The organism is Kribbella sp. NPDC056951, from assembly GCF_042674205.1.
Taxonomy (GTDB): Bacteria; Actinomycetota; Actinomycetes; order Propionibacteriales; family Kribbellaceae; genus Kribbella; species Kribbella yunnanensis.
In genome coordinates, this window is the sequence record NZ_JBHUQZ010000002.1 from 1,087,789 (window position 1) to 1,110,813 (window position 23,025).

19 protein-coding genes are annotated in these 23,025 nt (G+C 67.8%); 13 read left to right on the forward strand and 6 right to left on the reverse strand.

What is annotated here, in order from left to right:
* Nucleotides 1-202 precede the first annotated feature (202 nt).
* Both ACFTSF_RS12385 and ACFTSF_RS12390 read left to right on the forward strand, forming a co-directional pair.
* The gene (locus ACFTSF_RS12385; protein WP_380153905.1) at nt 203-1,105 is read left to right on the forward strand and encodes a hypothetical protein; all 903 of its coding nucleotides are present in this window, start codon (nt 203-205) and stop codon (nt 1,103-1,105) included.
* 1 nt (nt 1,106) lies between these two features.
* On the forward strand, nt 1,107-1,868 hold the full coding sequence (locus ACFTSF_RS12390) for a class F sortase (protein ID WP_380153906.1): 762 nt from the start codon (nt 1,107-1,109) through the stop codon (nt 1,866-1,868).
* Between the two features lie 34 nt (nt 1,869-1,902).
* Here the strand turns inward: ACFTSF_RS12390 and ACFTSF_RS12395 are convergent, their stop codons facing one another.
* Together ACFTSF_RS12395 and ACFTSF_RS12400 are read right to left on the reverse strand one after the other, a co-directional pair.
* Complete coding sequence (locus tag ACFTSF_RS12395) at nt 1,903-3,147, reverse strand: glycoside hydrolase family 18 protein (RefSeq protein ID WP_380153907.1); 1,245 nt, start codon at nt 3,145-3,147, stop codon at nt 1,903-1,905.
* Nucleotides 3,148-3,220: 73 nt separating this feature from the next.
* The gene (locus tag ACFTSF_RS12400) at nt 3,221-3,958 is read right to left on the reverse strand and encodes a sugar phosphate isomerase/epimerase family protein (RefSeq protein ID WP_380153908.1); all 738 of its coding nucleotides are present in this window, start codon (nt 3,956-3,958) and stop codon (nt 3,221-3,223) included.
* A 52-nt stretch (nt 3,959-4,010) separates the two neighbouring features.
* On the opposite strand from ACFTSF_RS12400, the gene ACFTSF_RS12405 reads away from it, so the two are divergent.
* From ACFTSF_RS12405 to ACFTSF_RS12420, 4 genes are all read left to right on the forward strand, one after another.
* On the forward strand, nt 4,011-4,943 hold the full coding sequence (locus ACFTSF_RS12405; RefSeq protein ID WP_380153909.1) for a TIGR01777 family oxidoreductase: 933 nt from the start codon (nt 4,011-4,013) through the stop codon (nt 4,941-4,943).
* A 281-nt stretch (nt 4,944-5,224) separates the two neighbouring features.
* On the forward strand, nt 5,225-6,514 hold the full coding sequence (locus ACFTSF_RS12410; protein ID WP_380153910.1) for a globin domain-containing protein: 1,290 nt from the start codon (nt 5,225-5,227) through the stop codon (nt 6,512-6,514).
* A complete protein-coding gene (locus tag ACFTSF_RS12415; protein WP_344148465.1) occupies nt 6,462-6,932 on the forward strand; it encodes a hypothetical protein in 471 nt (156 codons plus the stop codon). Before ACFTSF_RS12410 ends, ACFTSF_RS12415 begins: the two co-directional genes overlap by 53 nt.
* Complete coding sequence (locus ACFTSF_RS12420; RefSeq protein ID WP_380153911.1) at nt 6,929-8,173, forward strand: nitric oxide synthase oxygenase; 1,245 nt, start codon at nt 6,929-6,931, stop codon at nt 8,171-8,173. The genes ACFTSF_RS12415 and ACFTSF_RS12420 overlap by 4 nt, the downstream gene beginning before the upstream one ends.
* Here ACFTSF_RS12420 and ACFTSF_RS12425 read toward each other — a convergent pair whose 3' ends face one another.
* Nucleotides 8,174-8,599, reverse strand: a complete 426-nt coding sequence (locus ACFTSF_RS12425) for a MarR family winged helix-turn-helix transcriptional regulator (protein WP_380153912.1) — start codon at nt 8,597-8,599, stop codon at nt 8,174-8,176.
* A gap of 79 nt (nt 8,600-8,678) precedes the next feature.
* On the opposite strand from ACFTSF_RS12425, the gene ACFTSF_RS12430 reads away from it, so the two are divergent.
* A complete protein-coding gene (locus tag ACFTSF_RS12430) occupies nt 8,679-9,542 on the forward strand; it encodes an NmrA/HSCARG family protein (protein WP_380153913.1) in 864 nt (287 codons plus the stop codon).
* A gap of 14 nt (nt 9,543-9,556) precedes the next feature.
* Here the strand turns inward: ACFTSF_RS12430 and ACFTSF_RS12435 are convergent, their stop codons facing one another.
* Both ACFTSF_RS12435 and ACFTSF_RS12440 read right to left on the reverse strand, forming a co-directional pair.
* Entirely contained in the window at nt 9,557-11,233 is a 1,677-nt protein-coding gene (locus ACFTSF_RS12435) for an L-lactate permease (RefSeq protein WP_380153914.1), read from the reverse strand.
* A gap of 120 nt (nt 11,234-11,353) precedes the next feature.
* Nucleotides 11,354-11,629 carry a DUF167 domain-containing protein gene (locus tag ACFTSF_RS12440; protein WP_344148482.1) on the reverse strand — a complete coding sequence of 92 codons (276 nt, stop codon included), beginning with the start codon at nt 11,627-11,629 and terminating at the stop codon, nt 11,354-11,356.
* Between the two features lie 105 nt (nt 11,630-11,734).
* Between ACFTSF_RS12440 and ACFTSF_RS12445 the strand changes: the two genes are divergently transcribed.
* The 5 genes from ACFTSF_RS12445 to ACFTSF_RS12465 all read left to right on the forward strand — a co-directional run bounded on the left by ACFTSF_RS12445 (nt 11,735) and on the right by ACFTSF_RS12465 (nt 19,424).
* The gene (locus ACFTSF_RS12445; RefSeq protein ID WP_380153915.1) at nt 11,735-12,877 is read left to right on the forward strand and encodes a hypothetical protein; all 1,143 of its coding nucleotides are present in this window, start codon (nt 11,735-11,737) and stop codon (nt 12,875-12,877) included.
* 20 nt (nt 12,878-12,897) lie between these two features.
* Complete coding sequence (locus ACFTSF_RS12450) at nt 12,898-13,629, forward strand: enoyl-CoA hydratase/isomerase family protein (RefSeq protein ID WP_380153916.1); 732 nt, start codon at nt 12,898-12,900, stop codon at nt 13,627-13,629.
* A gap of 165 nt (nt 13,630-13,794) precedes the next feature.
* Nucleotides 13,795-17,124, forward strand: coding sequence for a S8 family serine peptidase (locus ACFTSF_RS12455; protein ID WP_380153917.1), 3,330 nt, complete (start codon nt 13,795-13,797; stop codon nt 17,122-17,124).
* A gap of 57 nt (nt 17,125-17,181) precedes the next feature.
* Nucleotides 17,182-18,741, forward strand: coding sequence for a mucoidy inhibitor MuiA family protein (locus ACFTSF_RS12460; RefSeq protein WP_380153918.1), 1,560 nt, complete (start codon nt 17,182-17,184; stop codon nt 18,739-18,741).
* Complete coding sequence (locus ACFTSF_RS12465; protein WP_380153919.1) at nt 18,738-19,424, forward strand: class I SAM-dependent methyltransferase; 687 nt, start codon at nt 18,738-18,740, stop codon at nt 19,422-19,424. The genes ACFTSF_RS12460 and ACFTSF_RS12465 overlap by 4 nt, the downstream gene beginning before the upstream one ends.
* On the opposite strand, the gene ACFTSF_RS12470 is transcribed toward ACFTSF_RS12465, so the two are convergent.
* Nucleotides 19,413-22,211, reverse strand: coding sequence for an AAA family ATPase (locus ACFTSF_RS12470; RefSeq protein WP_380153920.1), 2,799 nt, complete (start codon nt 22,209-22,211; stop codon nt 19,413-19,415). The genes ACFTSF_RS12465 and ACFTSF_RS12470 overlap by 12 nt on opposite strands.
* Nucleotides 22,212-22,339: 128 nt before the next feature.
* Between ACFTSF_RS12470 and ACFTSF_RS12475 the strand changes: the two genes are divergently transcribed.
* Nucleotides 22,340-22,927 (forward strand): dihydrofolate reductase family protein, encoded by a 588-nt coding sequence (locus ACFTSF_RS12475; RefSeq protein ID WP_380153921.1) that lies wholly within the window; start codon nt 22,340-22,342, stop codon nt 22,925-22,927.
* Nucleotides 22,928-23,025: the final 98 nt, after the last annotated feature.

Consider the following 23,025-nt stretch of genomic DNA (forward strand, 5'->3'; position numbering starts at 1 on the left):
CGGCAGTGACGGAGCGGCTGTTGGCATTCACGGACCGTGACCTTGATATCGATTCGACACCTGAATCGTTACCGTGAGTTGTTGTTCAGGGCAACGAAACGCGCATACTTCTGCTGTGGGGCCCTTCAACAGATGACGGAGATCCGAATCGAGGAAGAGCATGGTCGCACGGGGAGGAAGCCGGTCCCGGCTAGGTGGTCTGGTGACCGCCGCAGGGATGTTGTCGTTACTGGCGGGAGCCGCTGCCTTGGCCGTACCCGCGGCCGCGTCGGTCGCAGCGCCACTCGTTGCCACCGGCCCGCAAGCGCCGGGGAACAACGGCACGATCAAGATCGAGGGCGTCGACATCCAGAGCGGACCACCGGACAACAACCCACACCAGGGCTGCACGTTCGTGGTCGAGTTCTACAACTATGACGAGGGAAACCTGTCCGCGAGCGTGATCTTCGCCGATCAGGCGCCGACCGCGAACGGCGGCCTGCAGGTGAAGTCCGGTGACCTGACACCGTTCATCGGCGGTGACCCGGCCGGCGGCGGCAACGACCTGGACGCCAAGGTGACCTACACCCTTGCGTTCACCGGTCAGCCGCATCCGCAGCAGGGTTACCACGTGAAGATCACCATCCACGCGGAGGGTTCGATCGGCGCGGACACCAAGCACAAGGTCTTCTGGGTCAAGGGCTGCAACCCGCCCACGACACCTCCGACCACGCCCCCAACTACCCCACCCACCACGCCTCCGACCACACCCCCGACGACGCCGCCGACGACTCCACCAACCACTCCGCCGACGACGCCCCCGACCACGCCACCCACAACTCCGGCGACGACCCCGCCCACCACGGCTCCGACAACGGCTCCGACGACGAAGCCGACCGGTGGACAGAGTTCAACCACCACCAGTACGCCGGTAGCGCCGAGCTCGGATGAGCCGACGACAGGTGTGCCGACCGTGGTCGACGCAGGGATCGGCGGCGACCCGGGTACGACGGACAGCAGCAGCCCGTTCTCCTTGCTGGGCGGCGGATTGCTCGTGGCCGGCGGGTTGATGCTGGCCGCAGGTGCGGCGATCGTCCTCCGGCGCCGGGGCAGGCACAGTAGCTAAGGTGACCAAGGCCCAACGTCGCGGTCGACCCGCTCCACTCCGGTGGGGCGGGTCGATCGCCTTGGCCGGCGTCGCACTCGCCCTGGTCGGCGGCTACCTCCAGCTCGGCGCCTCGGCCGATGCAATCGGCCAAGGAACGGACGCTTCCGCGGCCGCGCCTCTCTCCAACAACGAGTACGACGACGGCCTCGAGCTCCCCGTCACCGGGACCGCAGGTGATCCTCAAGCGAGCGCACCGATCCCTCAGCGTGGAAGCACCACCCCGAGCGGCACCCGGCCAACCGCGGCGGCGTCATCCCGGCCTGCCGCCCGACCGCCGACCGCCCAGCCCGGTAAGCCGGTGCGGCTGTACATTCCCCGGTTGCAGGTAGCGGCCGCCGTACTGGGAATCTCCACCACACAAGGCGCCCTGACTCCACCCTCCAACCCACGCAAGGTGGGTTGGTGGAACGGTGGCGCGCTACCAGGAGCGCGGCGCGGATCCGCCGTCATCGCCGGTCACACGGTTCACGCCGGCGGCGGCGCGTTCGACAACCTCGAGCAGCTTCAACCAGGCGACGCGGTCGGCGTGCGCACCGCCCGCGGACAGCTCGGTTATCGGGTCACGAGCGTAACGACGTACCGCAAGCAGTCCTTCGCGAGAAACGCGACCCGCATCTTCGACCAGTCCGTGCCAGGGCGCCTGGTCCTGATCACCTGCGAGGACTGGAACGGCAAGGTCTACCTCAGCAACGCGGTTGTGATCGCGCAACGAACCAGCTGAGGCAGCACCCGAGGTGCTGCCTCAGCTCGACAGGTCAGCCGATCGTCTTGACCGCGGTGATCAGGGTTCCGCTCGCGGTGTCTCCGGACAGCTCCCAGAAGAAGGCGCCGCCGAGACCCTGGCCGTTCGCGTACGTCATCTTGCTGCGGATCGTGGCCGGGGTGTCATAGCCCCACCACTGCCCGTTGCAGAACGCGTACGCCGTCCCGCCAACAGTGCCGTTCGACGGGCACCGGGTCGAGATCAGCTTGTAGTCCTCGATACCGGCCTCGTACTTGCCCGGCGCAGCACCCGTTGCGCGACCACCGGGCGCGGCCTGGGTGACGCCGGTCCAGCCGCGGCCGTAGAAACCGATACCCAGCAGCAGTTTCGAGGCCGGGATGCCCTTGCTCTTCAGCTTCTGGATCGCGGCGTCACTGTAGAAGCCGGCCGTCGGGATCCCGCTGTACGACGTCAGTGGCGAGTGCGGCGCGGTCGGGCCCTGCGCGTTGAACGCACCGAAGTAGTCGTACGTCATCGGCATGATCCAGTCGAGCTTGCCGGCTGCCGCCGCGTAGTTGGTGGCATCGATCTTGCCGCCGTTGGTGCCGTCGGCGGTGATCGCCGCGGTGACGAGCGCCGAGGAGCCGAACCGGTTGCGCAGTGCGGTGATCACGTTGTTGAACGCGTTGGGACCGCTCGTGTCACACGAAAGCCCACAGGCGTTCGGGTACTCCCAGTCGATGTCGATCCCGTCGAAGACATCGGCCCACCGCGGGTCCTCGACCAGGCGGTAGCAGGAGTCCGCGAAGGCAGTCGGGTTCTGAGCCGCCTGCGTGAAGCCGCCGGACCACGTCCAGCCGCCGAAGGACCAGACGACCTTGATGTTCGGGAACTGCTTCTTCAGCTTGCGGAGCTGGTTGAAGTTGCCGCGGAGCGCTCCGGCGTCCCACGTGTCGGCGACCCCGTCGACCGACCCGGCCGCGTCGTACGCCTTGTCGTAGGCGGCGTAGCTGTCACCCATCACGCACCGGCCGCCGGTGGTGTTGCCGAAGGCGTAGACGATGTTGGTGAGCTTCGCGGCCGATCCGCTCGTCTTGATGTTCTTGACGTGGTAGTTCCGGTCGTAGACCCCCCATTCGGTGAAGTACCCGACGACGCGCTTGCCGGCCGCCGGGGCGGCAGCGGCCGGAGCACTCGGTTCGGCCAGGGGTACCGCGGACGCGCCGGCGGCCGGTATCAGGCCGGTTGCCAGCAGCGCGACCGCGGTCAGAACGGATGAGATGGGGCGGATTCTCATAGTGGTTCCTCCGGGTATGACAGGGCGACTGCCCGCATCCTCCCCAGCACCGTGGGTTAAGAAACAAAAGTTCCTAAACTAATTCGACGAGGCGTTCGTAGCAGTTCTTCAGCAGCCAGAACTTCTCGTACGACGACCTGTCCACCTCGACGATGTTCCACCGAACCGACGGGTTGGCGCGGACCACTCCGGCCACGTCGACCACGCCCTCGCCGTACGGGACCAGCTGGTCATCCATCCCCTGCGCCGGACCGTCCTTCAGGTGGACGTACTCCAGCCGCTCCCCCAGCGAGGCCGCGAGCTCGACTGGATCGACACCGCCCGCCTGCGCCCAGTACGCGTCGAGCTCCAGCACCACCGCGGCGTCCAACTCACCCAGCAAGACCTGGTACGCCGACCGCCCGTCGAAGGAGTTCCGGAACTCGGCGAAGTGGTTGTGGTACCCGATCCGCATCCCGTACGACGCGGCATTGCCCACCGCCTCGTTGATCCGCTCCGCGCCCCGCCGGATCCCGTCGAGCGTGGTGAACTCATCCGGCTCGAGACTCCACACGAGCGTGCCGGCGCCCAACTCGGCATACGTATCGAGGATCTCGGTCGCCGCGGTTCCCGCCGGGAACGGCGCGTGCGAGCTACACAACTCGAGCCCGAGGTCGTCGAGACGCGCCCGCACCACCTTCGGGGCGTGGCCGTACAGGTCGTAGCTCTCGACGCCGGGGTACCCGATCTCGGCGACCCGCTCCAGGACACCCAGCAGATCCCTCCCAGCCTCGTCATGCAATGACCACATCTGCAGCGCGATCTTCGGCACCGCAGCAGCCTAGAGATTTGAACACGTTCAATTCCACTGCTACGGTCGAGACGTGAAGATCGTGATCCCCGGCGGGACCGGGCATATCGGCTCGTTTCTGACCAGGTACTTCGAGGCTCAAGGCCACGAGGTCGTCGTGATCGGCCGGTCGTCCGGAGTGCGCTGGGACGGGCGGACGCTCGGCCCCTGGGCGAAGGAGCTCGACGGCGCCGACGCGGTGATCAACCTGGCCGGCCGGAGCGTCAGCTGCCGCTACACCCCGGCGAACCTGCAGGAGATGATGGATTCACGCGTCGACTCCGCGAGGGTCATCGGCGAGGCAATCGCAACCGCCGGTACGCCGCCTCGCGTCTGGCTGCAGATGAGTACGGCGACGATCTACGCCCACACGTTCGGACCGGCCCACGATGAGTACGGCGTGATCGGCGGCTACGAGCCCGGCGTACCGGCGTACTGGAAGTACAGCATCGACATCGCCACCGCCTGGGAGGCGGAGCAGGAGCAAGCCCGTACGCCGGACACCCGGAAGGTCGCCTTGCGCACAGCGATCGTGATGTCACCGGATCGCGGAGGCGCTTTCGACATGCTCCGCCGAATGGCGAGACTCGGTCTCGGCGGCCCTATCGCAGGCGGTCGCCAGTACATGTCGTGGATCCACGAGACCGACCTAGCCCGCGCAGTCACCTTCCTCCTGGAGAGCGACCTCACCGGCCCGGTGAACCTGGCCGCGCCGAACCCACTCCCCCAACGCGACTTCATTCGCTCACTCCGCCAAGCAATCGGCATGCCGATCGGTCTCCCCGCCACCAAGTGGATGGCCGAGCTAGGCGCCCTCGCACTCCGCTCGGACACCGAACTCCTCCTGAAGAGCCGCCGAGTCATCCCCGGCCGACTCACCCAGGCAGGCTTCACATTCAACTACCCAGCCTGGCCGGCCGCGGCCGGCGATCTAGTTGCTTCTGGCAACGGTCGCGTCCGGGTGTAGCCAGGGCAGGGGGAACAGGTCTACGATCGGCGCGCCGTACGTGACTCGGTGCTTCTGCATCAAGCGTTTCGTTTGTGTACAAGGGGTTTTGCTCCAGTCTGATTTTCGAGACTATTGAGTCCGATTCTCCGGTTTCGGCCCAGTGCACCACGGGTAGGTCGGAGAGGGTGAACCACCGACTCGGGGACTGGATTGGGAGGGAACCCTTGTCACCACAGCATCTGTCCGGACCGTCCGTTGCTCTCGAGGAGCTGCCGTTCCGAGCCGGATAGCAGATCTCGATGGACGCGTATGCCCTGCAACGCAGCTGGGACCAGGTCACCACCTTCGGGGACCAGGTGCCGCTGTACTTCTACTCGCACCTGTTCGTGTCACACCCGGAAGTCCGCACGATGTTCCCGCTGTCGATGTCCAACCAGCGGGACAAGTTCGTGGGCGCGCTCGGGCGGATCGTCAGTCATGCCGATCAGATCGAGAAGGATGCCGCGTTCCTGCGGCATCTCGGTCGCGATCACCGCAAGTACGCCGTCATGGCGGAGCACTACGACGTCGTCGGCGCTTCGTTGTGCGCGACGTTGATGCACTTCCTCGGGTCCGAGTGGGACGAGGAGCTCGCCGCGCACTGGACGGCGGCGTACCAGGTGGTCGCGCGGATCATGGTCGAGGCGGCGGAGAACTCGTCGGAGTCCAGCCCGGACTACTGGGAGGCCGACGTGGTGTCGGCCGAGCGGCGGACGATGGATCTCACCTTGCTGACGGTTCGACCCAGGAGCCCGTTCCAGTTCCGCCCTGGCCAGTCGGTGTCGATGGAGATCCCGCAGCGCCCTCGGCAGTGGCGGTACTTCAGTCCGGCCAACGCTCCACGACATGACGGCTCCATCGATCTGCATGTTCAGCAGATCGACGGCGGTCAGGTGAGCCCTGCGGTAGTCCGGTCATTGAAGGCCGGGGACGTCGTGAAGCTCGGAGCGCCGGTCGGCGAGCGGCTGACCCGGCGCGAAGGCGATCCGCGGGAGCTGCTGCTGGTCGCGGGCGGAACCGGCCTCGCGCCGCTCCTCGCCGTACTCGAGCAGATCGACAACGAGTGGCAGCGCACGGGGATCGGACCGCTGGTCCACCTACTGCACGGTGTCCGGATGCCGTGGCATCTGTACGACCGCCCCCGGCTGCGCCAACTGGCCGAGCTCCGGCCGTGGTTCGAGTACACGGAGGTGGTGTCCGACGACGCGTCTTATCCCGGCACCCGCGGCAAAGTCGGCACGGTCGCGGCAAGGCAACTGCTGACCGGACGTACGGCGATGGTGTGCGGCGGACCGCAGATGGTCGCGCACACGTTGGAACAGCTGGCCGCCGCGGGGATGCAACCCGAGCACATCCAGTACGAGCACTTCTACTATGCGGCCGCGGGCGAGCACGCCGCGGGTCAGGAGACCCCCAGTGACGATCAGCAAGCACAGCCGCCACGTATCGGCGTACCAGACGCCGCGCTCGATCCGGGCCGAGGAGTTCCGGCGCCGGATGCGCGGGCTCGACGCGGCAAAGGTCTACGAATACCTCGATCTGCTGGCTGATCAGGTCCAGACCACCGAGCTGGAGCTCAACGACGCCCGCGCCAAGAACGAGCGGTTGCTGGCCGAGCTGCAGCGCGGGCGGTCCGAGCTCCAGCGTGTCCAGGCGGAGCTGGCCCACTACGAGGAGGCCGGCAACCGGGTGAACGAACAGGTCGTCCAGATGTTCAGCCAGGCGCAGCTGGTGGTCGAGGAGATGGTTCAGGACGTCAGCCGGGACACCCGCGAACGCATCGGCCAGGCGCGTGAGCACGAGCGCCGGATCGTGGCGCAGGCGATGGACACGGCCGGCCAGCAGGTGCGCACGTACGCCCAGACCGCTCAGGCGCAGATGCAGTCGATCGTGGAGTCGTTCGCGAACGAGGTCGACCATCTCGCCAATACACCACCGCCCGGTACGCCGGGTGCTGCGGATCGATGAGCGTGGTTCGGATCTGGGCAGGCCGGCGTCGCGCCCCACGAGCCGGCCGGCTGGCCGCCCCCAGCCCTGGGCGAGTCCGCGCACGCCCCGAGGTGAGCAAGCCAGCTCCTGAACCCGCTATCGATACCGGGGCGGTGCAAGCCGCCGCCGAAGAATTCCTGCAGCTGTTTCATTCGGAGAACCCCGGGCCGATCGAGGCACGACTCGCCGCCGTCCGGCGCGAGATCGACCTGACCGGGACCTACTGGCACACCGCCGAGGAGCTGGTCTTCGGCGCCCGCGTCGCCTGGCGCAACAACGCACGCTGCATCGGCCGGCTGTACTGGCAAAGCCTGCAAGTGCGCGACCTACGAACCGTCTCGACCGCCGGCGAGGTCGCCGAGCACTGCTTCGATCACCTCCGCGTGGCCCACAACGGCGGCAAGATCCGGCCGATGATCAGCGTGTTCGCCCCCGAGACGCCGGCCCGGCCCGCGCCCCGGATCTGGAGCGAGCAACTGATCCGGTACGCCGGTTATGAACAGCCCGACGGCCGGATCATCGGCGACCCCCGCTACCGCACCTTCACCACCGAACTCCTCCACCGGGGCTGGCGACCACCCGGCTCGCCGGGAGACTTCGACGTACTCCCGCTTGTCGTGGAGACCGTCGACGACGGCGTCCGGATGTTCGAGCTGCCCGGATCGGCGGTGCACGAGGTTTCGCTCGCGCATCCCGAGCTGCCGTGGTTCGCCGACCTGGGACTGCGGTGGCACGCGGTCCCGGTGATCAGCAACAACCGCCTCATCATCGGCGGCGTCTCGTATCCGGCCGCACCCTTCAACGGCTGGTACATGGGGACCGAGATCGGCGCCCGCAACCTCGGCGACACCGACCGCTACGCCCTGGTCCCCGAGATCGCGGAGCGGATGGGCCTCGACACCTCGAACGAGACAACCCTGTGGCGCGACCGAGCCTTGGTCGAGCTCAACCGCGCCGTACTGCACTCGTTCCGCTCGAGCGGCGTGAGCATCACCGACCACCACACCGAGTCCCGCCGCTTCCTCATCCACCTGGAACGCGAGGAACGAGCAGGCCGGACCTGCCCCGCCGACTGGACGTGGATCGTGCCGCCTCTGTCCGGCTCCCAAACCCCGGTCTTCCACCGCTACTACGACTCCGAAGACCAGCTACCCAACTTCGTCACCGACCCCGACGCCACCCACCGAGGCCTCCACGGCACCCCACCCGCCTTCGGCTGACTACGCCGTTTCGTAGGCGGGGGCAGCCAGGCGGGCGACTGCCTTGGCTAGCTGGGCGCGTTGGTCTGCGGGCAGGGCGGCGGCGATGTCGGGGAGGCGCCGGCCGACGTCGGCGTACAGGGCGGTGACGAGTTCGCCGCCGAGCGAGGTGGTGCTGAGCATGACTGCTCGACGGTCGCGTTGCACGGTCTCGCGGTGAACGAAGCCGTTGCGCTCCATGCGGTCGACGAGACCGCTCAGTGCGTTCTTGGCGACGCCCAGCAGTTGGGCGAGCTCCCCCATGCCGACCGGCCGGTCCTTGATCACGCACAGGAGGGTGGCCTGCACGGTCGTGAGTCCGTGGTCGGCGCAGATCTGCGCGTAGCGGCGCTGCACCAGCACCGACAGCCAGACCAGGTCGTTCCCGAAAGCGTCATTCGCGGCCACCCGGCAAGGATAGCTTGTGAAAGTTCACGACACGAACTACTTTAGTTCTTGTCAGGAACTATTTCGACGAAAGGTCGCCATGAACACCGCACCGTCCGATCCGATCGCCGTCTTCGGCGGCACCGGCCAGCAGGGCGGGGCCGTCATCGACGCGCTCCTCGCTCGCGGCGCGCACGTCCGCGCCCTGGTCCGCAATCCCGAGTCCGAGCGGTCCCAGGCGCTGGCCGAGCGAGAGGTCGAACTCGCTCGGATCGCCATCGACGATCCCGCCTCGTTGGCGGCCGGGCTGCAGGGAGTGGCCGCCTTCTTCTTCATGACCACCCCCGAGAGCCCTTCACTCCCCCACATCGAGGAGGAGACCCAGCAGGGCATCGCGCTGGTCGACGCCGCGGTCACGGCCAGTACGCCGTACGTCGTGTTCAGCTCGGTAGGTGGCGCCGAGCGCGACTCCGGCGTACCGCACTTCGAGTCGAAGCGGCGGGTCGAGGAGTACCTGGAGAAGTCCGGGCTGCCGGCAACGATCCTGCGCCCGGTCGCCTTCATGGACAACTTCGCCGTCATGGGCCCGACGGTGGAGAACGGCGAGCTCGTCCTGCGCTGGCCGCTGCCCGATCACATCCCCTTGCAGCTGATCGCCGCCCGCGACATCGGGCAGCTCAGCGCGGCCTTCCTGCTCGGTACCGCCGAAGCCCCCGGCGGCACCCTCGAGATCGCCGGCGACGAGCGCACCGGCAGTCAGCTCGCGGCCGCGTTCGGCGAGCAGGCCGGGCTGCCCGCACGCTACGAAGCCCTCCCGCTGGAGGTTCTCGGCGACAACGAGGACGGGCAGGCGATGTTCCGCTGGTTCGCGGAAACCTCGGCGTACCAGGCCGACATCGACGCCGTGCGGGCCATCGAGCCGACGCTCTGGGACTTTCCCGCCTGGCTTCGCGCGCGAGGCTGACCCCGGGCCAGAACTCAGCCGGGGATCATCCAGGTGAGGAGGGTGGCTTGGAGGAGGGCTATGAGGCCTACGACGAAGGCGAGGATGACTGACCACCAGAAGGTCATTCGGAGGAGCTGGCCTTCTTTGCCGGATTGGCCGATGGCGGTGGCGCCGATGGCCAGGTTTTGGGGGGAGATCATTTTGGCCATCACGCCGCCTGACGTGTTGGTGGCGCCGGCGAGGATGGGGCTGAGGTCCAGTTGCTGGGCGGAGATGACCTGCATGGGGCCGAAGAGGCTGTTGGCGGAGGCGTCCGAGCCAGTGAGGAAGACGCCCAGCCAGCCGATGTACGCCGAGAAGAGGGGGAACAGGACGCCGGTCGTGGCCAGGGCCAGGCCTAGTGTCTGGGTGGCGCCGGAGTAGTTCATCACGAAGGCGATCGCGAGGATCATGAAGATCGTGAGCAGGGCCCAGCGCATCTGGTGCAGGGTCTTGCGGTAGGTCGCCACCAGCAGACCCGGCCTGGCGCCCATCGCGAACCCGGCGATGACGGCGGCGATCAGGGCTACCGTGCCGGGTGAGAACAGCCAGTCGATGGTGAGAGTGGCGGCGTACGGCGCGTCGTGCGCGGTGATGGGTGCGTGCTGGATGACGTGGTTGTGCAAGCCGGGCCAGGGGAACTTCCAGTCGGCCTTGTGCAGTAGCGCGCTCAGGTCGAGCCAGGCCGGTAGATCCTTGATGATCGAGCCGATCCGGGACAGGAAGATGGCGACGATCAAGATGATGTACGGCGTCCAGGCGTGGAACGCGCCTTTCTGCGCGGCATGCTGGGTCGGCTCGACGACGGGCTCGTTGTCGAAGCGCCAGATCGTGGCTGGTTGCCAGAAGCGGGTGAGCACCCACAGCGAGCCCATCGCGGCGAGTGCTGCGATCACGTCGACGAGGCTGGGGCTGATGAAGTTCGCCGTCACGTACTGCATGACAGCGAAGGACAGACCGGTGGTCAGAACAGCCGGCCAGACCTCGATCATCCGCTTCCAGCCGGCCATCACGATCACCAGGAACGCCGGCACGATCCAGGCGATCAGCGGAAGCTGCCGACCCACCATCGCGGAGTACTGATCGGTCGCCTGTCCCTGCTCCATCCCGAGGATCGGCGCGGTCAGTCGGCCCAGCACGATCAGCGGGTTACCTAATCCACCGAACGCAACCGGCGCAGTGTTGGCCAGCAACGCGAGCACCACCGCACGGATCGGCGGGAATCCGAGCGCCGCCATCATCGCCGCCGTGATGGCGATCGGTGAGCCGCCACCGGCGACACCCTCGAGCAGCGCACCGAAGCCGAATGCGATCAGCAGCGCCTGCAACCGCCGGTCCTCACTGAACCCGGCGAGCACGCCTTTGATCTGTTCGAACCGTCCCGTCGCCACGGTGACGTTGTGGAAATACACAGCATGGAAGGCGATCCAGGCCACCGACCACACCCCGAACACGACACCCATCGCGGCCGAGTCGAAGGCCAGCTCGACCGGCATCCGGTAGACCGCGAGCGCGACGATCAATGCCGTGAGCAACGACAACGCGGCCGAGATCGGCGCCGACAACCGCACGATGCCGAGCGCGATCAGCAGGACGAACACCGGCAATGCCGCGAACAGTGCCGAGAGCCACAACGGGCCGGCCGGTTGATAGTCCTGGATCCAGCCCATGGCAAGTCCTCCCCAGTTGGTAACGCTCTCCTCACGCACAGCGAAGGGAAGTTAGCACAAGCTGGGTTCCGCCAGCTATAGCAGGGATTTCTGGCACAAACGGCCGAAAAGTTCCACGAATCAGCCGAGCAGTTCGGTGCGCCTGGCCCCGATCGTCACATCGTCTCCGTCGACCTCGACGAGCTTGTCGCGACTAGTTGCCCCGCGCACCAAAGTCACCGCCGTACGGCGAACACCGAACGCCGCCGCGACCGCCTCCAGCACGGCCTTCGTCGCCTGCCCCTCGACCGCGCGAGCAGCCACCGCGACAACCAGGGCAGGACCGGACGGGCCGTCGTACCGGCCTCCGACCGCCGTACGCGACGCACCTGGTTTGACCCGCAGCAGAATTCTCATCAGCAGTTGACGAGCATAGTGGGCGCGATGACAACGATGTATTGACAGTCCGTGACTGACTGTTCACAGTGGGGCGCACACCCGCCCAAGTGTGAGGACTTGCTCATGCGTAGAACACCTGTCGCCATCGCGGTCGCCGCCCTGCTGACCACCTGTACCGCCCTCCCCGCCCACGCCTTCGAACCACGGTCCGAGGCCACGACGCTCACTGCCGCCGACCGTCAGATGCTGGCCCAACGACCGCTGGTCGAGGCCGCCGACCAACTGGCCGCGGTCGCCGAATCGTCAAGCCTGCAAGGGTTTGCCGGAATCACGCTCGCCGATGATGCCGTCGTACTCTGGTGGAAAGGTACGCCGCCCACCCGCATCCAGCAGGCCGTCGCCACCGCCTCCAAACGAGCGTCGGTTCGCATCGCCAACGCCGTCCATTCCAAGGCCGAACTCGACCAGGCCGCCCGCTCCATCGCGACCTGGCAGCAGCAGAACCCGGGCCACGGCATCGACGCGGTCAAGAACCCCGGCGACGGCAGCGGCCTCGTCCTCGGCGTCCGGCCGACACACGGCAAGACCGGCGAACTCGGTACGACGCTGCAACGCCGTACCGGAGTCCCCATCCGAGTTGTCGCGGAGGAGCCTCTCAAGCCGGCGTCACGAGACGACGACTGGTCACCGTGGATCGGCGGTGCCCGGCTCTGGAACCAGTCCGCAGGCGCCATCTGCACGACCGGATTCGGCGTCAAGGACGGCCAGGGCCGACCGTACATTCTCACCGCCGGACACTGCGGCCAGCCGGGTCAGCAGTTCGCCGACGGCCGCGGCGAGTACATCGGCAACATGGGTGCCAAGAACGGCGACCACGACGTCGCCCTCATCCCGACCAACGCCGTCGACTTCCAGCTCTACGTCGGCAACAGCACCGACAACCTCATCGAGAACGTCCCCTACTGGGGCCACGTGTACGTCGGCCAGTTCCTCTGCCAGAGCGGTCAGACCAGCGCCGGCGTCCTCGGCGGCCCGGTCTGCAACATCAAGGTCCTCTTCTTCTACAACGACCGCGAAGACCTCGTCGAAGGCGAACAGATGAACGGCCAGGAAGCCGCCCGCGGCGGCGACTCCGGCGGCCCCGTCTACTCCCGCGGCGACGCCGGCCTGATCGCCAACGGCACCGTCACCCGCACCGCCGGCGCCCGCATCGGCTTCCAGGACTTCGCCACCGCCAACCGAGACTTCGGCATCAGCATCCCCTAACAGATCCGTAGGGTGGGCCTATGCCTGATGGGATTCGGCTGAAGGTCCGCGCCGGCGCCGCTGAGATCATGATCGATCGGCCGGCGGCCGGGAACACGCTCGACAGCAGGGCACTTGCCGCGTTGGCGCGTGCCCTGCTGCATGTTGAGCAGGCTGCGGACGTGCATTGCGCCGTACTGCGTTCTGGGGTTGAGGGGGTGTTCTGTTCGGGCGGCAATTATGCGGATGCCGATCGGCCGGGGCGGGCGTCGCGCGACTACGCGCCCAGTCTCGCGGCGTGCTTTGAGGCGTGGACTGGGCGGTCGTTTCCGGTGATCGCGGTGGTCGACGGGGCTGCGCGGGCGTTCGGGGCGGCGCTGGCGCTCACGAGTGACCTCGTGGTTGCCACGCCACGGGCGTCGTTCGGGTTGCCGGAGTTGAGTCGTGGGGTGGTGCCGTCGTATGCGATCGCGTTGTTGCGGACGCGGCACAGCTCGCAGTTCGTGCGGGAGCTGGTGTTCACGACCGAGCCGATCACGGCGCGGAGTGATCTCGCGACCGTCAGCAACGATCCTGAGCAGGTTGTCCGGGCTCACGTCGAGCGGTTCGCGAGTATCGGGGCCGACGCGGTTCGCGCTGCCCAACGCTTGCTCAACGCAATCGATGCGGCGGTTGATCTGCCAACTGCTCAACAGCTCGCAGTTGATGGGGTCGCCGAGCAACTACGCCGGTACGACGAAGGCCGGGCGGACCAGAGCTACTTGGGGTTGTGAGGTCTGGCCGTGAGCCAGGTTTGGGCTTAGATTCGGCTCAGGCAGGCACCGTGGGGGTGCCGGCCGGTACGCCGTTCCGAGGGGGGCTCGGGGGCGCGGCGGTCTGGGGGGCCACGCTTTGTGCTCGCGGTGACGGCGTCATCTGCCTTCACGGGAGGCCACCGCATGAGGTCACGGATTCAGAAGAGACGCACCACCACGGCCGTTGTGTCCGCCGGTCTGCTGTTCGCCGCCACCTTGACCCCGGCCGGAGCGGCCGCTGCTGATCCGCCGCCAAGTGGCTGGAGCGCGACACCGCTGCAGGTCACCGACACGGTCAACGGCGCCAAGTCGCCCAGTGGCCAGCTCGCCAAGAGCGATCCGGCGCTGATCAACAGTACGTCGGCCAAGCAGGTGCGCGTGGTCGTCAAACTGGACTACGACTCGCTCGCCGCGTACCGCGGTGGCCTGAAGGGCCTGCCGGGCACCAGCCCTGCGGTCACCGGCAAGCGTCTCGACCCCAAGGGTGCGAACGCCACCAAGTACCTCAAGCATGTGACGGCGGTGGAGAACGACTTCCTCGCGGCCATGCAGAGCAAGGTTCCGAGCGCCCGCGCCGGGCAGAAGCTGCGCACCGTGTACGGCGGTATCGCGCTCAGCGTGCCGGCGAACCAGGCTCGCGAGCTGCTCAAACTGCCCGGTGTCGCCGCGGTCCAGCAGGACAATCCGCAGAAACTGCTGACCGACTCGAGTGGTGACTTCATCGGCGCTCCGACGATCTACAACCAGCTCGGTGGAGCGGCTTCCTCGGGCAAGGGCGTGATCGTCGGCATCCTCGACAGCGGCTCGTGGCCCGAGCATCCGTCGTACGCCGATCCTGGCACTCTGCCCGCGCCTCCGCCGACCGCCGACGGGACGCCGCGCGTGTGCAACTTCGGCGACAACCCGTTGACACCGGCAAGCGATCCGTTCGTCTGCAACCGGAAGCTGATCGGTGGTCGGCCATTCCTCGACACCTACAACGCGGTGATCGGTGGGGACGTCTATCCCACCTCCGCACGTGACTCGAACGGCCATGGCACGCACACGTCCACGACCTCGGCCGGCGGCCCGGTCGCGGATGCGAACCCGCTGGGGATCAGCCGCGGTCCGATCCGCGGTATCGCACCGGCGGCCGCAGTCTCGGTCTACAAGGTCTGCGGTGCGCAAGGCTGCTTCCCGTCCGACTCGGCGGCGGCTGTCGCACGCGCCATCCTGGATGGCGTCCGGGTGATCAACTTCTCGATCTCCGGCGGCAGCGACCCGTACAGCGACCCGGTCGAACTCGCCTTCCTGGACGCGTACGCCGCGGGTGTCTTCGTGGCCGCCTCGGCCGGCAACTCCGGTCCGAGCGCGAACACGACCGACCACCGCAGCCCGTGGGTCACCACGGTCGCGGCCTCGACCCAGAGCCGTACCTTCCGCTCGACTGTCACGCTGGAAGGCGGTGGCGCGACTGCCACGGTCACCGGCGCATCGGTCACCGGCGGAATCGCTGCGGCGACTCCCGTCGTACTGGCCGGGTCCACGCCTGGCTACACCGACGCCACCTGTAACACCGTCCCACCCGTCGGCACATTCACAGGCAAGATCGTGGCCTGCCAGTTCACGCCAGGCCGGGTGATGAAGGGATTCAACGTCCGGCAGGGCGGCGCGGTCGGCATGCTGATGTACAACACGACCTTCCCGTCCGACGTCTTCACCGACAACCACTGGTTGCCGGCGGCGCAGCTCGAGAAGCCGGACGCCGACGTACTGCTCGCGTTCCTGGCAGCGCATCCGGGCGCCACGGCCAGGATGACCCAGGGCAACAAGACCACCTGGCAAGGCGACGTGATCACGAACTTCTCGTCACGTGGTCCCGGTGGTGACTTCCTCAAGCCGGACGTCACCGCACCCGGTCTGCACATCCTCGCCGGTCAGACGCCGACTCCGGAGGCCGCTTCCGAAGGACCCCCCGGAAACCTCTACCAGGCGATCGCCGGTACGTCGATGTCCTCGCCACACGTGGCCGGAGCAGCGGCACTGCTGTTCGCGCTGAACCCGTCGTGGACACCGGGCCAGGTCAAGTCCGCACTGGAAACCACTGCCAAGACGAACGTCAAGAAGTCCGACCGGGTCACCCCGGCCGACCCGTTCGACCATGGCGGCGGCCGGATCGACCTGACCAAGGCCGGCAACCCCGGTCTGACCCTGGACGAGTCGGCGGCGAACTACGCGGCCTCGGCCACCGATGCGCTGAACCGCATCGACCTCAACCTGCCGTCGGTCAACGCCCCGACCATGCCGGGCGTGATCACGGCAACGCGCGTCGTCAAGAACGTCACCAACCAGACACTCGCCTTCACCGCCAACGGCACGACCGTCAGCGGCGCGAACATCTCCGTGATCCCGGGTGGGTTCTCGGTGAAGCCTGGCAAGACGCAGAAGCTGACGATCGTGATCACCGCACCCGACCTGCCCGACGGACAGTACTTCGGCCAGGTCAACCTGAAGCAGGCCAATGGCAGCCGGGCCCTGCACCTGCCGGTCGCGTTCTTCCGCCAGGAAGGCATCGTGCCGATCGACCAGACCTGTACGCCGAGCACGATCGCCCGGAACACCGGTCAGTCGACCTGCACCGTGACCGTGCAGAACAACAGCCTGCAGACCACGGACGTGACAGCGGTCAGCACGCTGAGCTCGTCGCTGCGGCTGAACAGCGTGACGGGTGCGACGAAGATCGGTACCCAGATCGCGACCAAGACCGCAACGCTGGCCGGGCGTCAGCCGGACAAACCGGAGATCGCACCGGGATCGCTGTTCGGATACATTCCGCTGGACGCGTTCGGCATCAGCCCGATCGCGATCGGTGACGAACAGGCGCTCAACTTCAACGTGCCGCCATTCGTGTTCGCCGGTCAGAGCTACACCCGGATCGGTGTGACCTCGAACGGATACTCGGTCGCAGGTGGCGCGGACGGGGACGACGTCCAGTTCGCACCGCAGAACCTGCCGGATCCCGCACGGCCGAACAACGTGCTCGCGCCGTACTGGACCGACCTCGACGGCGGCGGGACGCCGGGCGTCTTCGCCGGGACCCTGACCGACGGCGTCAACAGCTGGCTCGTCCTCGAATGGCGGGTCAACCTGTTCGGCACGTCCAGCCTGAAGGTGTTCCAGCAATGGATCGGTATCGACGGCACCGAGGACATCACCTACGCCTACGATCCGGGCAACCTGCCCGGTGACCCGCCGGCCGGGTACGGGCTGACGGTCGGCGCCGAGAACTCCGACGGCACAGCCGGAAGTCAGATCGTCGGTCCGCCGGTCCAGGACTACCGGGTGGCGAGTACGCCGGGTGCGCCCGGTGGCTCGATGACCTATTCGATGAACGTCAGGGGTGTGCAGAAGGGGACCGGCACGGTCACCACCGGAACCTCCACGCCACTCGTCAAGGGCCTCACCATCGAGGTCGACAAGATCATCGTCAACTAGTGAGCTGATCGGTCCGGGCCGGGTCCACATGGATCCGGCCCGGACTACTGTCGGGGCATGACCGAACTCGAGGCACCGATCGTCGCCGTCGCCGTCTACCCCGACCGGGCGCGAGTGACCCGGCGCGGCCGGCTGACGCTGCCGGCCGGCGATCAGACCGTGTACGTCGACTCGCTCCCGCTGTCGTTGCAGGACGATTCGGTCCGCGTCGCGGGTCGCGGGCCGGCCACCGTGCTCGGCGTGGATGTCGCCGTACGGCATCATCCGCAGGCGCCGGACGAGACGGTCGCCGAGTTGGAACGCCAACGTCGGCAGGCGGCGACCGAGGTCGCGAGTCTTGCGGATGCCGATGATGTGCAGAGTCAGCTCGACCTGTTCCTGTCCCAGTTGGGTCGCCGGGCCGGTGGCACGTTCGCCCGAACCCTCGCGGCCGGTGAGAGCAGCGCCGACCTCGGCGAGTTCACCGAATCGCTGGCGACGCGACTGACCGCCGTACGGTCGAAGCGGCGTGAACTCGCTGATCAGCGGGAAGACGCCGAGGAGCGGCTCGCGGCGATCGATCGCCGGCTTGCCGAGGTGGCGCAGCAGCGCGTCCCGGATCGCCGGTCGGTGGCTGTTGCATTGAACCTCGATGCCGAGGCCGAGGTGGAGATCGAGCTCTCGTACGTCGTCACGGGTGCCGGCTGGACCAGCTCGTACGACGTCCGGCTGGCCGGCGACCGGTTGACCTTGGGCTGGTTCGGTCTGATCACCCAGTACACCGGCGAGGACTGGCCTGAGTGCGAGCTCACGCTGTCGACCGCCCGGCCGACGGTGAACGCCAAGGTGCCCGAGCTCGATCCTTGGTACCTCGACCGCCGTCGCCCGCCCGTCCCGCTACGGCCGGCAGCACCGGCCAGCTTCGCGTTGGCCCGTGCGGAGTCGGCCTACGGCGGAGCCCCCGAGCCCGCAGGCGCTCCGGCCGAATTTGTCGAGCAGAGCGCCACCGTCGAGCAGGGCACCACGGCCGCGACCTACACCCCGCCCCGACCGGTCGCCGTACCGGCCGATGGCGCTGCCCACCGTGCGACGATCGCCTCGGTCGAGCTCGACACCGAGCTGGACTACATCACCGCGCCGATCCGCTCGACCGACGTCCACCTCCGGGCCACCGTCGTCAATTCGAGCACCCACACGCTGCCCGCCGGAAAGGCCGCCGTCTTCCACGAGGCCGACTTCGTCGGTTCGGCCGCGCTGCCGTTGTGGGCACCCGGCGAAGAGGTCGAGCTCGCGCTCGGCCTCGACGACCGAATCCGCGTCGAACGTGAGTTGGTACGTCGTACTGCGACCAAGGCGACTCTCGGCTCGACGCGGCGTCGCGAGGTCGAATACGCGACCCGGATCGAGAACCACACTCCCCGTGCCGCCCGCATCACCGTCCTCGACCAACTCCCGGTCCCGCGCGACCACGAGATCACCGTCAAACCCATCACCGCCAGCCCCGACCCGGCGGAGACCACCGACCTCGGCATCATCACCTGGAAACTCGACCTCCCACCCGGCGAGGAATCCACCATCAACCTCGCCTTCCGCGTCGAGAGCGCCAAGTCCGTCGACCTCGCGGGCTGGCGCGAATGAGCACCGATCCCGTCAATCCCCGCACCCGTGACCTGGCCCACGAGTCGCTGGCCGCGGACGATCCGACCGGATGGTTCGAGCAGCTGTATGCGGAGGCCTCGGAAGGTCGCGCCGAGATCCCGTGGGATCGCGGCATGGCGCATGCCCAGCTGACCGACTGGGTCGAGACGGCCCGACCCGACGGCACCGGAAAGAAGGCCGTCGTGGTCGGCGCCGGCACCGGGTGGGACGCCGAGCTGGTCGCCGATCGCGGGTTCGTGACAACAGCCTTCGACATCTCGCCGACCGCCATCGAGACGGCGAAGCAGAACCATCCCGGCTCGAAGGTGAACTACCTGACCGCCGATCTGTTCAACCCTCCGCCGGACTGGCGTCGCGCCTTCGATCTGGTCGTCGAGATCTACACCGTCCAAGCCCTCCCGATCCCGTTGCAGCCCTCGGCGACCGAGCACATCAGCGACCTGCTCGCCCCCGGCGGAACGCTGCTCGTGATCGCCGTGGCTCGCGAGGACGACGTACCGGATGCCACCATCGAAGGTCCTCCTTGGCCACTGAAGCGAGCCGCGATCGATGCCTTCGGGGCGGCCGACCTGAAGCTGGTCGATCTCGGACGCAGCCCCAGCCCGATCGACCCCAGCGTCTACCGCTGGCGCGCGATGTATCAGCGCGACTCAGCCGAGTAGGCCGGCTCGGTAAGCGGCGGCTGCGGCTTCGGTACGGGTGGTGACGCCGAGCTTGGTGTAGATGCTGGCCAGGTGGGACGACACCGTGTTCGTGGAGATGAACAGCTCGGCGGCGATCTGGTGATTCGACAAACCCTTGGCCAGCACGCGAAGCACGTCGAGTTCACGACGGCTGAGTCCGAGCGCGGCATCGACCGGAGCCTCCTGGCCAATGCCGGCCCGCTCCCCCAGTGCATCGACCCGCTCCAGCAAGGGCTCGGCACCCAGCTGTACGGCGAGTTCCCGCGCCTCGAGCAGCCGGACGCGTGCTCCCGGTTTGTTGCTGTTGGCAAGCGCTGTTTCGGCCGCCAGGACCAGGGACCGCGCGACGTCGTACGGGCGATCCAGCTCACGCCACGACTTGGTCACCAGATCCCAGTCGGGCAAGGTGGTGTCCTGGGTCAGGGCCCGGTACATCAGCAACTCGGCCCGCAGGACCGGGTCGGACGGCCGGAGATCGCGCAGTCCTTTGTCCACCTCGGCGATCCGCGCTGCCGTCTCGGCCTGGATCCGCCGATCGCGGGGTGCTGCTTGCCGCCTCGCACGCTGGACCAGACCGACGATGACGGCCATCGGCGCGGCCCAACGTGCGTGCCTGGACAGCGGCAGCGCGCCGTCGAGGATGCGATCGGCTCGCTCCGGGTCCCCTTCGTCGAGCGCCAGCAGGGCCTGCAAGCCGACGACCGGCCGGAACGTCTCAGAACTCACGTCCTGCTCGGCCACCAGCATCTCCAGCTGGCGGGCGACCTCCTCCCGATCGCCCTGAACGCGCGCGACCGCCGCGAGTGGCAGGCGCAGCCAGGCGGTGAACAACCTCGGTGGCAGTTCGCCGAGGCGCTCTGCCCCGAGTTCGCGGGCTTCGTCCCAGCGGCCCGCGTTGAGCAGAGCGAGGACGAGGGCGGCGGCGAGCAGTGATCCCTTGGCGAGACGTCGCCCCAGTCGATCCGCCTCGGTCAACCAGGTCTGGCACAGCACAATCGCCTGCTGATGGTTACCGCTGTGGGCAAGCATGAACGCCTCGTACTGCACCGCGGTCAGCAACACGTGATGGTTACCGCACGCCAGGCCGTGAGCACGGGCTCGCCTGACCAGCGCGACGGCCTCGTCCACCTGTCCGGCGTAATCCTCCAGACAACCCAATGCGAGGCAGGCGAAACCTTGTGATTCCTCGTCGCCCAGCTCCTCGGCCAGCCGCAACGCATCCAGACACCACTCGCGGGCGTCCGGGCTGCGATTCTCGACCACTTCGACGATGCACCGCGTCGCCATCGCCCAGCAGCGCAGGTGGGGATCGCTGTCGGGCCTGAGCACCGCGAGCGCTTTGTCGATGTCCTCCCCACCGGTGGCGGTCAGTCGATTACGGAAGACGCCCTGGTGGACGTACGCCGTCGCGACCCGTGCGGGCTCGGCGATCGGATCCAGCGCAGCCAAGGCGACCGTGGTGTATTCGAGGCCCTGCTCGGCCCGACCGGTTGCGGAGGCAGCCAGGATCGCGTGTTCGAGCACGGCCAGGTGGGTCACCCCCAACTGCGCCTCGGAACCCTCGCTCCAGTGATCGAGGATGCGTCGCAGGAGGAGCGCCTCCTCGTCGTACGCGAAACCCCGCCGCGCCAACTCGGCCGCCTCCCAGGCCGCGCGGAGGGCCGGCTCGAGGCGACCGGACGCGAACCAATGCTCGGCGAGTTCGGCCGGGCGGGTGTCGGGTCGCCGGAGCAACGCCGTACCGAGGCGGTCGTGCCGGTCGCGCTGCTGGATCGGAGCCAGATCGTCGTACGCCGCCTCCCGGAGCAGGTCGTGGCGGATCGCATACCGGCCGTCGGCCAGCACAATCAGTTGGCGGTCGGTGAGGATCCGCAGTACGTCACCTAGGTCGTCGGGGGCCAAGCCGGCCACGTCGAGCAAGAGGTCGTCCGGAACCGGCCGAGCGGCGACGGCGAGCCAGCGCAGTACCTCGCGGGGAAGTGGCGGCAGAGCCGCGGTCCGGTCGCGGAGCAGGGCGCGCAGGCTCAGCGCTCGGTCCTCGCCGCCCGCCAGCGCCTCGACGAAGAACGGGTTACCGCCACTGCGCCGATGAACCTGCCGAGCCTCGGCCGACTCCGGCGGCCGGCCAAGCAGGCCGCTCAACTGCTCCCGTACGGCGGCCTCCGTCAGCGGCGTCAGGGCGAGCCGAATCACGTCGGTTCGCCGACCGAGTTCGGCCAGCACCTGGCGGCCGGGGTCTCCTGCGCTCAGCTCGCCGGTCCGGTAGGTCCCGACCAGCAAGACCGGGCAATCGCTGAGGTTGTTGACGAGGTACGCGAAGAGTTCGCGGCTCGAGGCGTCGGCCCAGTGCAGATCCTCGACAACGAGGACGAGCGGCCGCAGCGCACAGGCTGCGTGGATCAGATCCAGCAGACCCGCCAGCAGTGCGACCCGCCCGAACTGGTCCTCAGTGCGCGGTCCGGCACCGGTCAGCAGACCGGACAGACCGGGCTGTGCCGACTCCGGACCGAGCAGGGTTTCCAGCTCGCGCACGATCGAGATGAAGGGCGTGTACGGCGCACTGCCGGTGCCGAGCTCCAGGCAATTCCCGGTGAGGACCGTGGGACCGCCGGGAAGATCCGCCACCGCGCTGGCCGTGAGGAGCGACTTGCCGATCCCGGCCTCACCGCTGATCAGCACGGTGACGGGACCGCGGTCGGTCGCCCGGTCATAGGCGGTCCGCACGGCCGACAGTTCCGCCGTACGGCCGGCCGGCACTCGAATCACCGCCGCTCCCTCCCCACCGGAACCAGATCTCGTCCGTTCACACCATGCCCGGCGCCCCAGGACACTGCCAGCCTGACCAGTGTCGCGCAGACCCGGGTCGCTCCGGGACAGGTATTCGAGGAGTCATCATGGGCAAGGTCTTCACGCAGGCATCGGTGTCGCTGGACGGATTCATCGCCGGGCCTGGTCACAGTGGGTTCGAGAAGTTGTTCGCCTGGTGCCGGGCCGGTGACGTGGAGACGCCTTCGGAGGATCCGGACCGGCTGATCTACCGCACCAACGCGGCCACGGCGGCGTACCTGCGCGAGCTGATGGAAACCACCGGCGCCCTGATCGTCGGCCGCACCCTCTACGACATGACGAACGGCTGGGACGGCAAGCACCCGGGCGGACTGCCGGTGTTCGTGGTGACCCACCGCGCGCCGGAAGAGCCGGTCGAATCCGAGACCCCGTTCATCTTCGTCACCGACGGCATCGAGAGCGCAATCAAACAAGCGCAGGCCCTCGCCGGCGACAAGCGAATCGGCATCGGCCCGGGCTCCACCGTCGGTCAGGCCATCAACGCCGGCCTGGTCGACGAGATCCGGGTCGACCTCGTCCCACTGATCCTCGGCTCCGGTACCCCGATGCTCAGCGGGATCACCGAACAACTCGACCTCCAGAACCCCGAAGTCATCGTCGGTCAGGGTGTCACCCACCTCATCTACAGCCTCTGACCTCGTCGTGACGGCAGGGGGTACCCAACCGATCGCCGGGCGGCGGCACCGGTGCCGCCGATGACTTGCCTACACGGATTCGCAGTCGGCGCGACTGT

Bases quoted from the DNA above. Each gene is read 5' to 3' on its own strand.
- ACFTSF_RS12395 (WP_380153907.1), bottom strand. From the start codon at position 3,147: ATGAGAATCCGCCCCATCTCATCCGTTCTGACCGCGGTCGCGCTGCTG.
- ACFTSF_RS12475 (WP_380153921.1), top strand. From the start codon at position 22,340: ATGGGCAAGGTCTTCACGCAGGCATCGGTGTCGCTGGACGGATTCATC.
- ACFTSF_RS12465 (WP_380153919.1), top strand. From the start codon at position 18,738: ATGAGCACCGATCCCGTCAATCCCCGCACCCGTGACCTGGCCCACGAG.
- ACFTSF_RS12450 (WP_380153916.1), top strand. From the start codon at position 12,898: ATGCCTGATGGGATTCGGCTGAAGGTCCGCGCCGGCGCCGCTGAGATC.
- ACFTSF_RS12415 (WP_344148465.1), top strand. From the start codon at position 6,462: ATGCGCGGGCTCGACGCGGCAAAGGTCTACGAATACCTCGATCTGCTG.
- ACFTSF_RS12420 (WP_380153911.1), top strand. From the start codon at position 6,929: ATGAGCGTGGTTCGGATCTGGGCAGGCCGGCGTCGCGCCCCACGAGCC.
- ACFTSF_RS12435 (WP_380153914.1), bottom strand. From the start codon at position 11,233: ATGGGCTGGATCCAGGACTATCAACCGGCCGGCCCGTTGTGGCTCTCG.
- ACFTSF_RS12455 (WP_380153917.1), top strand. From the start codon at position 13,795: ATGAGGTCACGGATTCAGAAGAGACGCACCACCACGGCCGTTGTGTCC.
- ACFTSF_RS12410 (WP_380153910.1), top strand. From the start codon at position 5,225: ATGGACGCGTATGCCCTGCAACGCAGCTGGGACCAGGTCACCACCTTC.
- ACFTSF_RS12445 (WP_380153915.1), top strand. From the start codon at position 11,735: ATGCGTAGAACACCTGTCGCCATCGCGGTCGCCGCCCTGCTGACCACC.
- ACFTSF_RS12460 (WP_380153918.1), top strand. From the start codon at position 17,182: ATGACCGAACTCGAGGCACCGATCGTCGCCGTCGCCGTCTACCCCGAC.
- ACFTSF_RS12430 (WP_380153913.1), top strand. From the start codon at position 8,679: ATGAACACCGCACCGTCCGATCCGATCGCCGTCTTCGGCGGCACCGGC.
- ACFTSF_RS12440 (WP_344148482.1), bottom strand. From the start codon at position 11,629: ATGAGAATTCTGCTGCGGGTCAAACCAGGTGCGTCGCGTACGGCGGTC.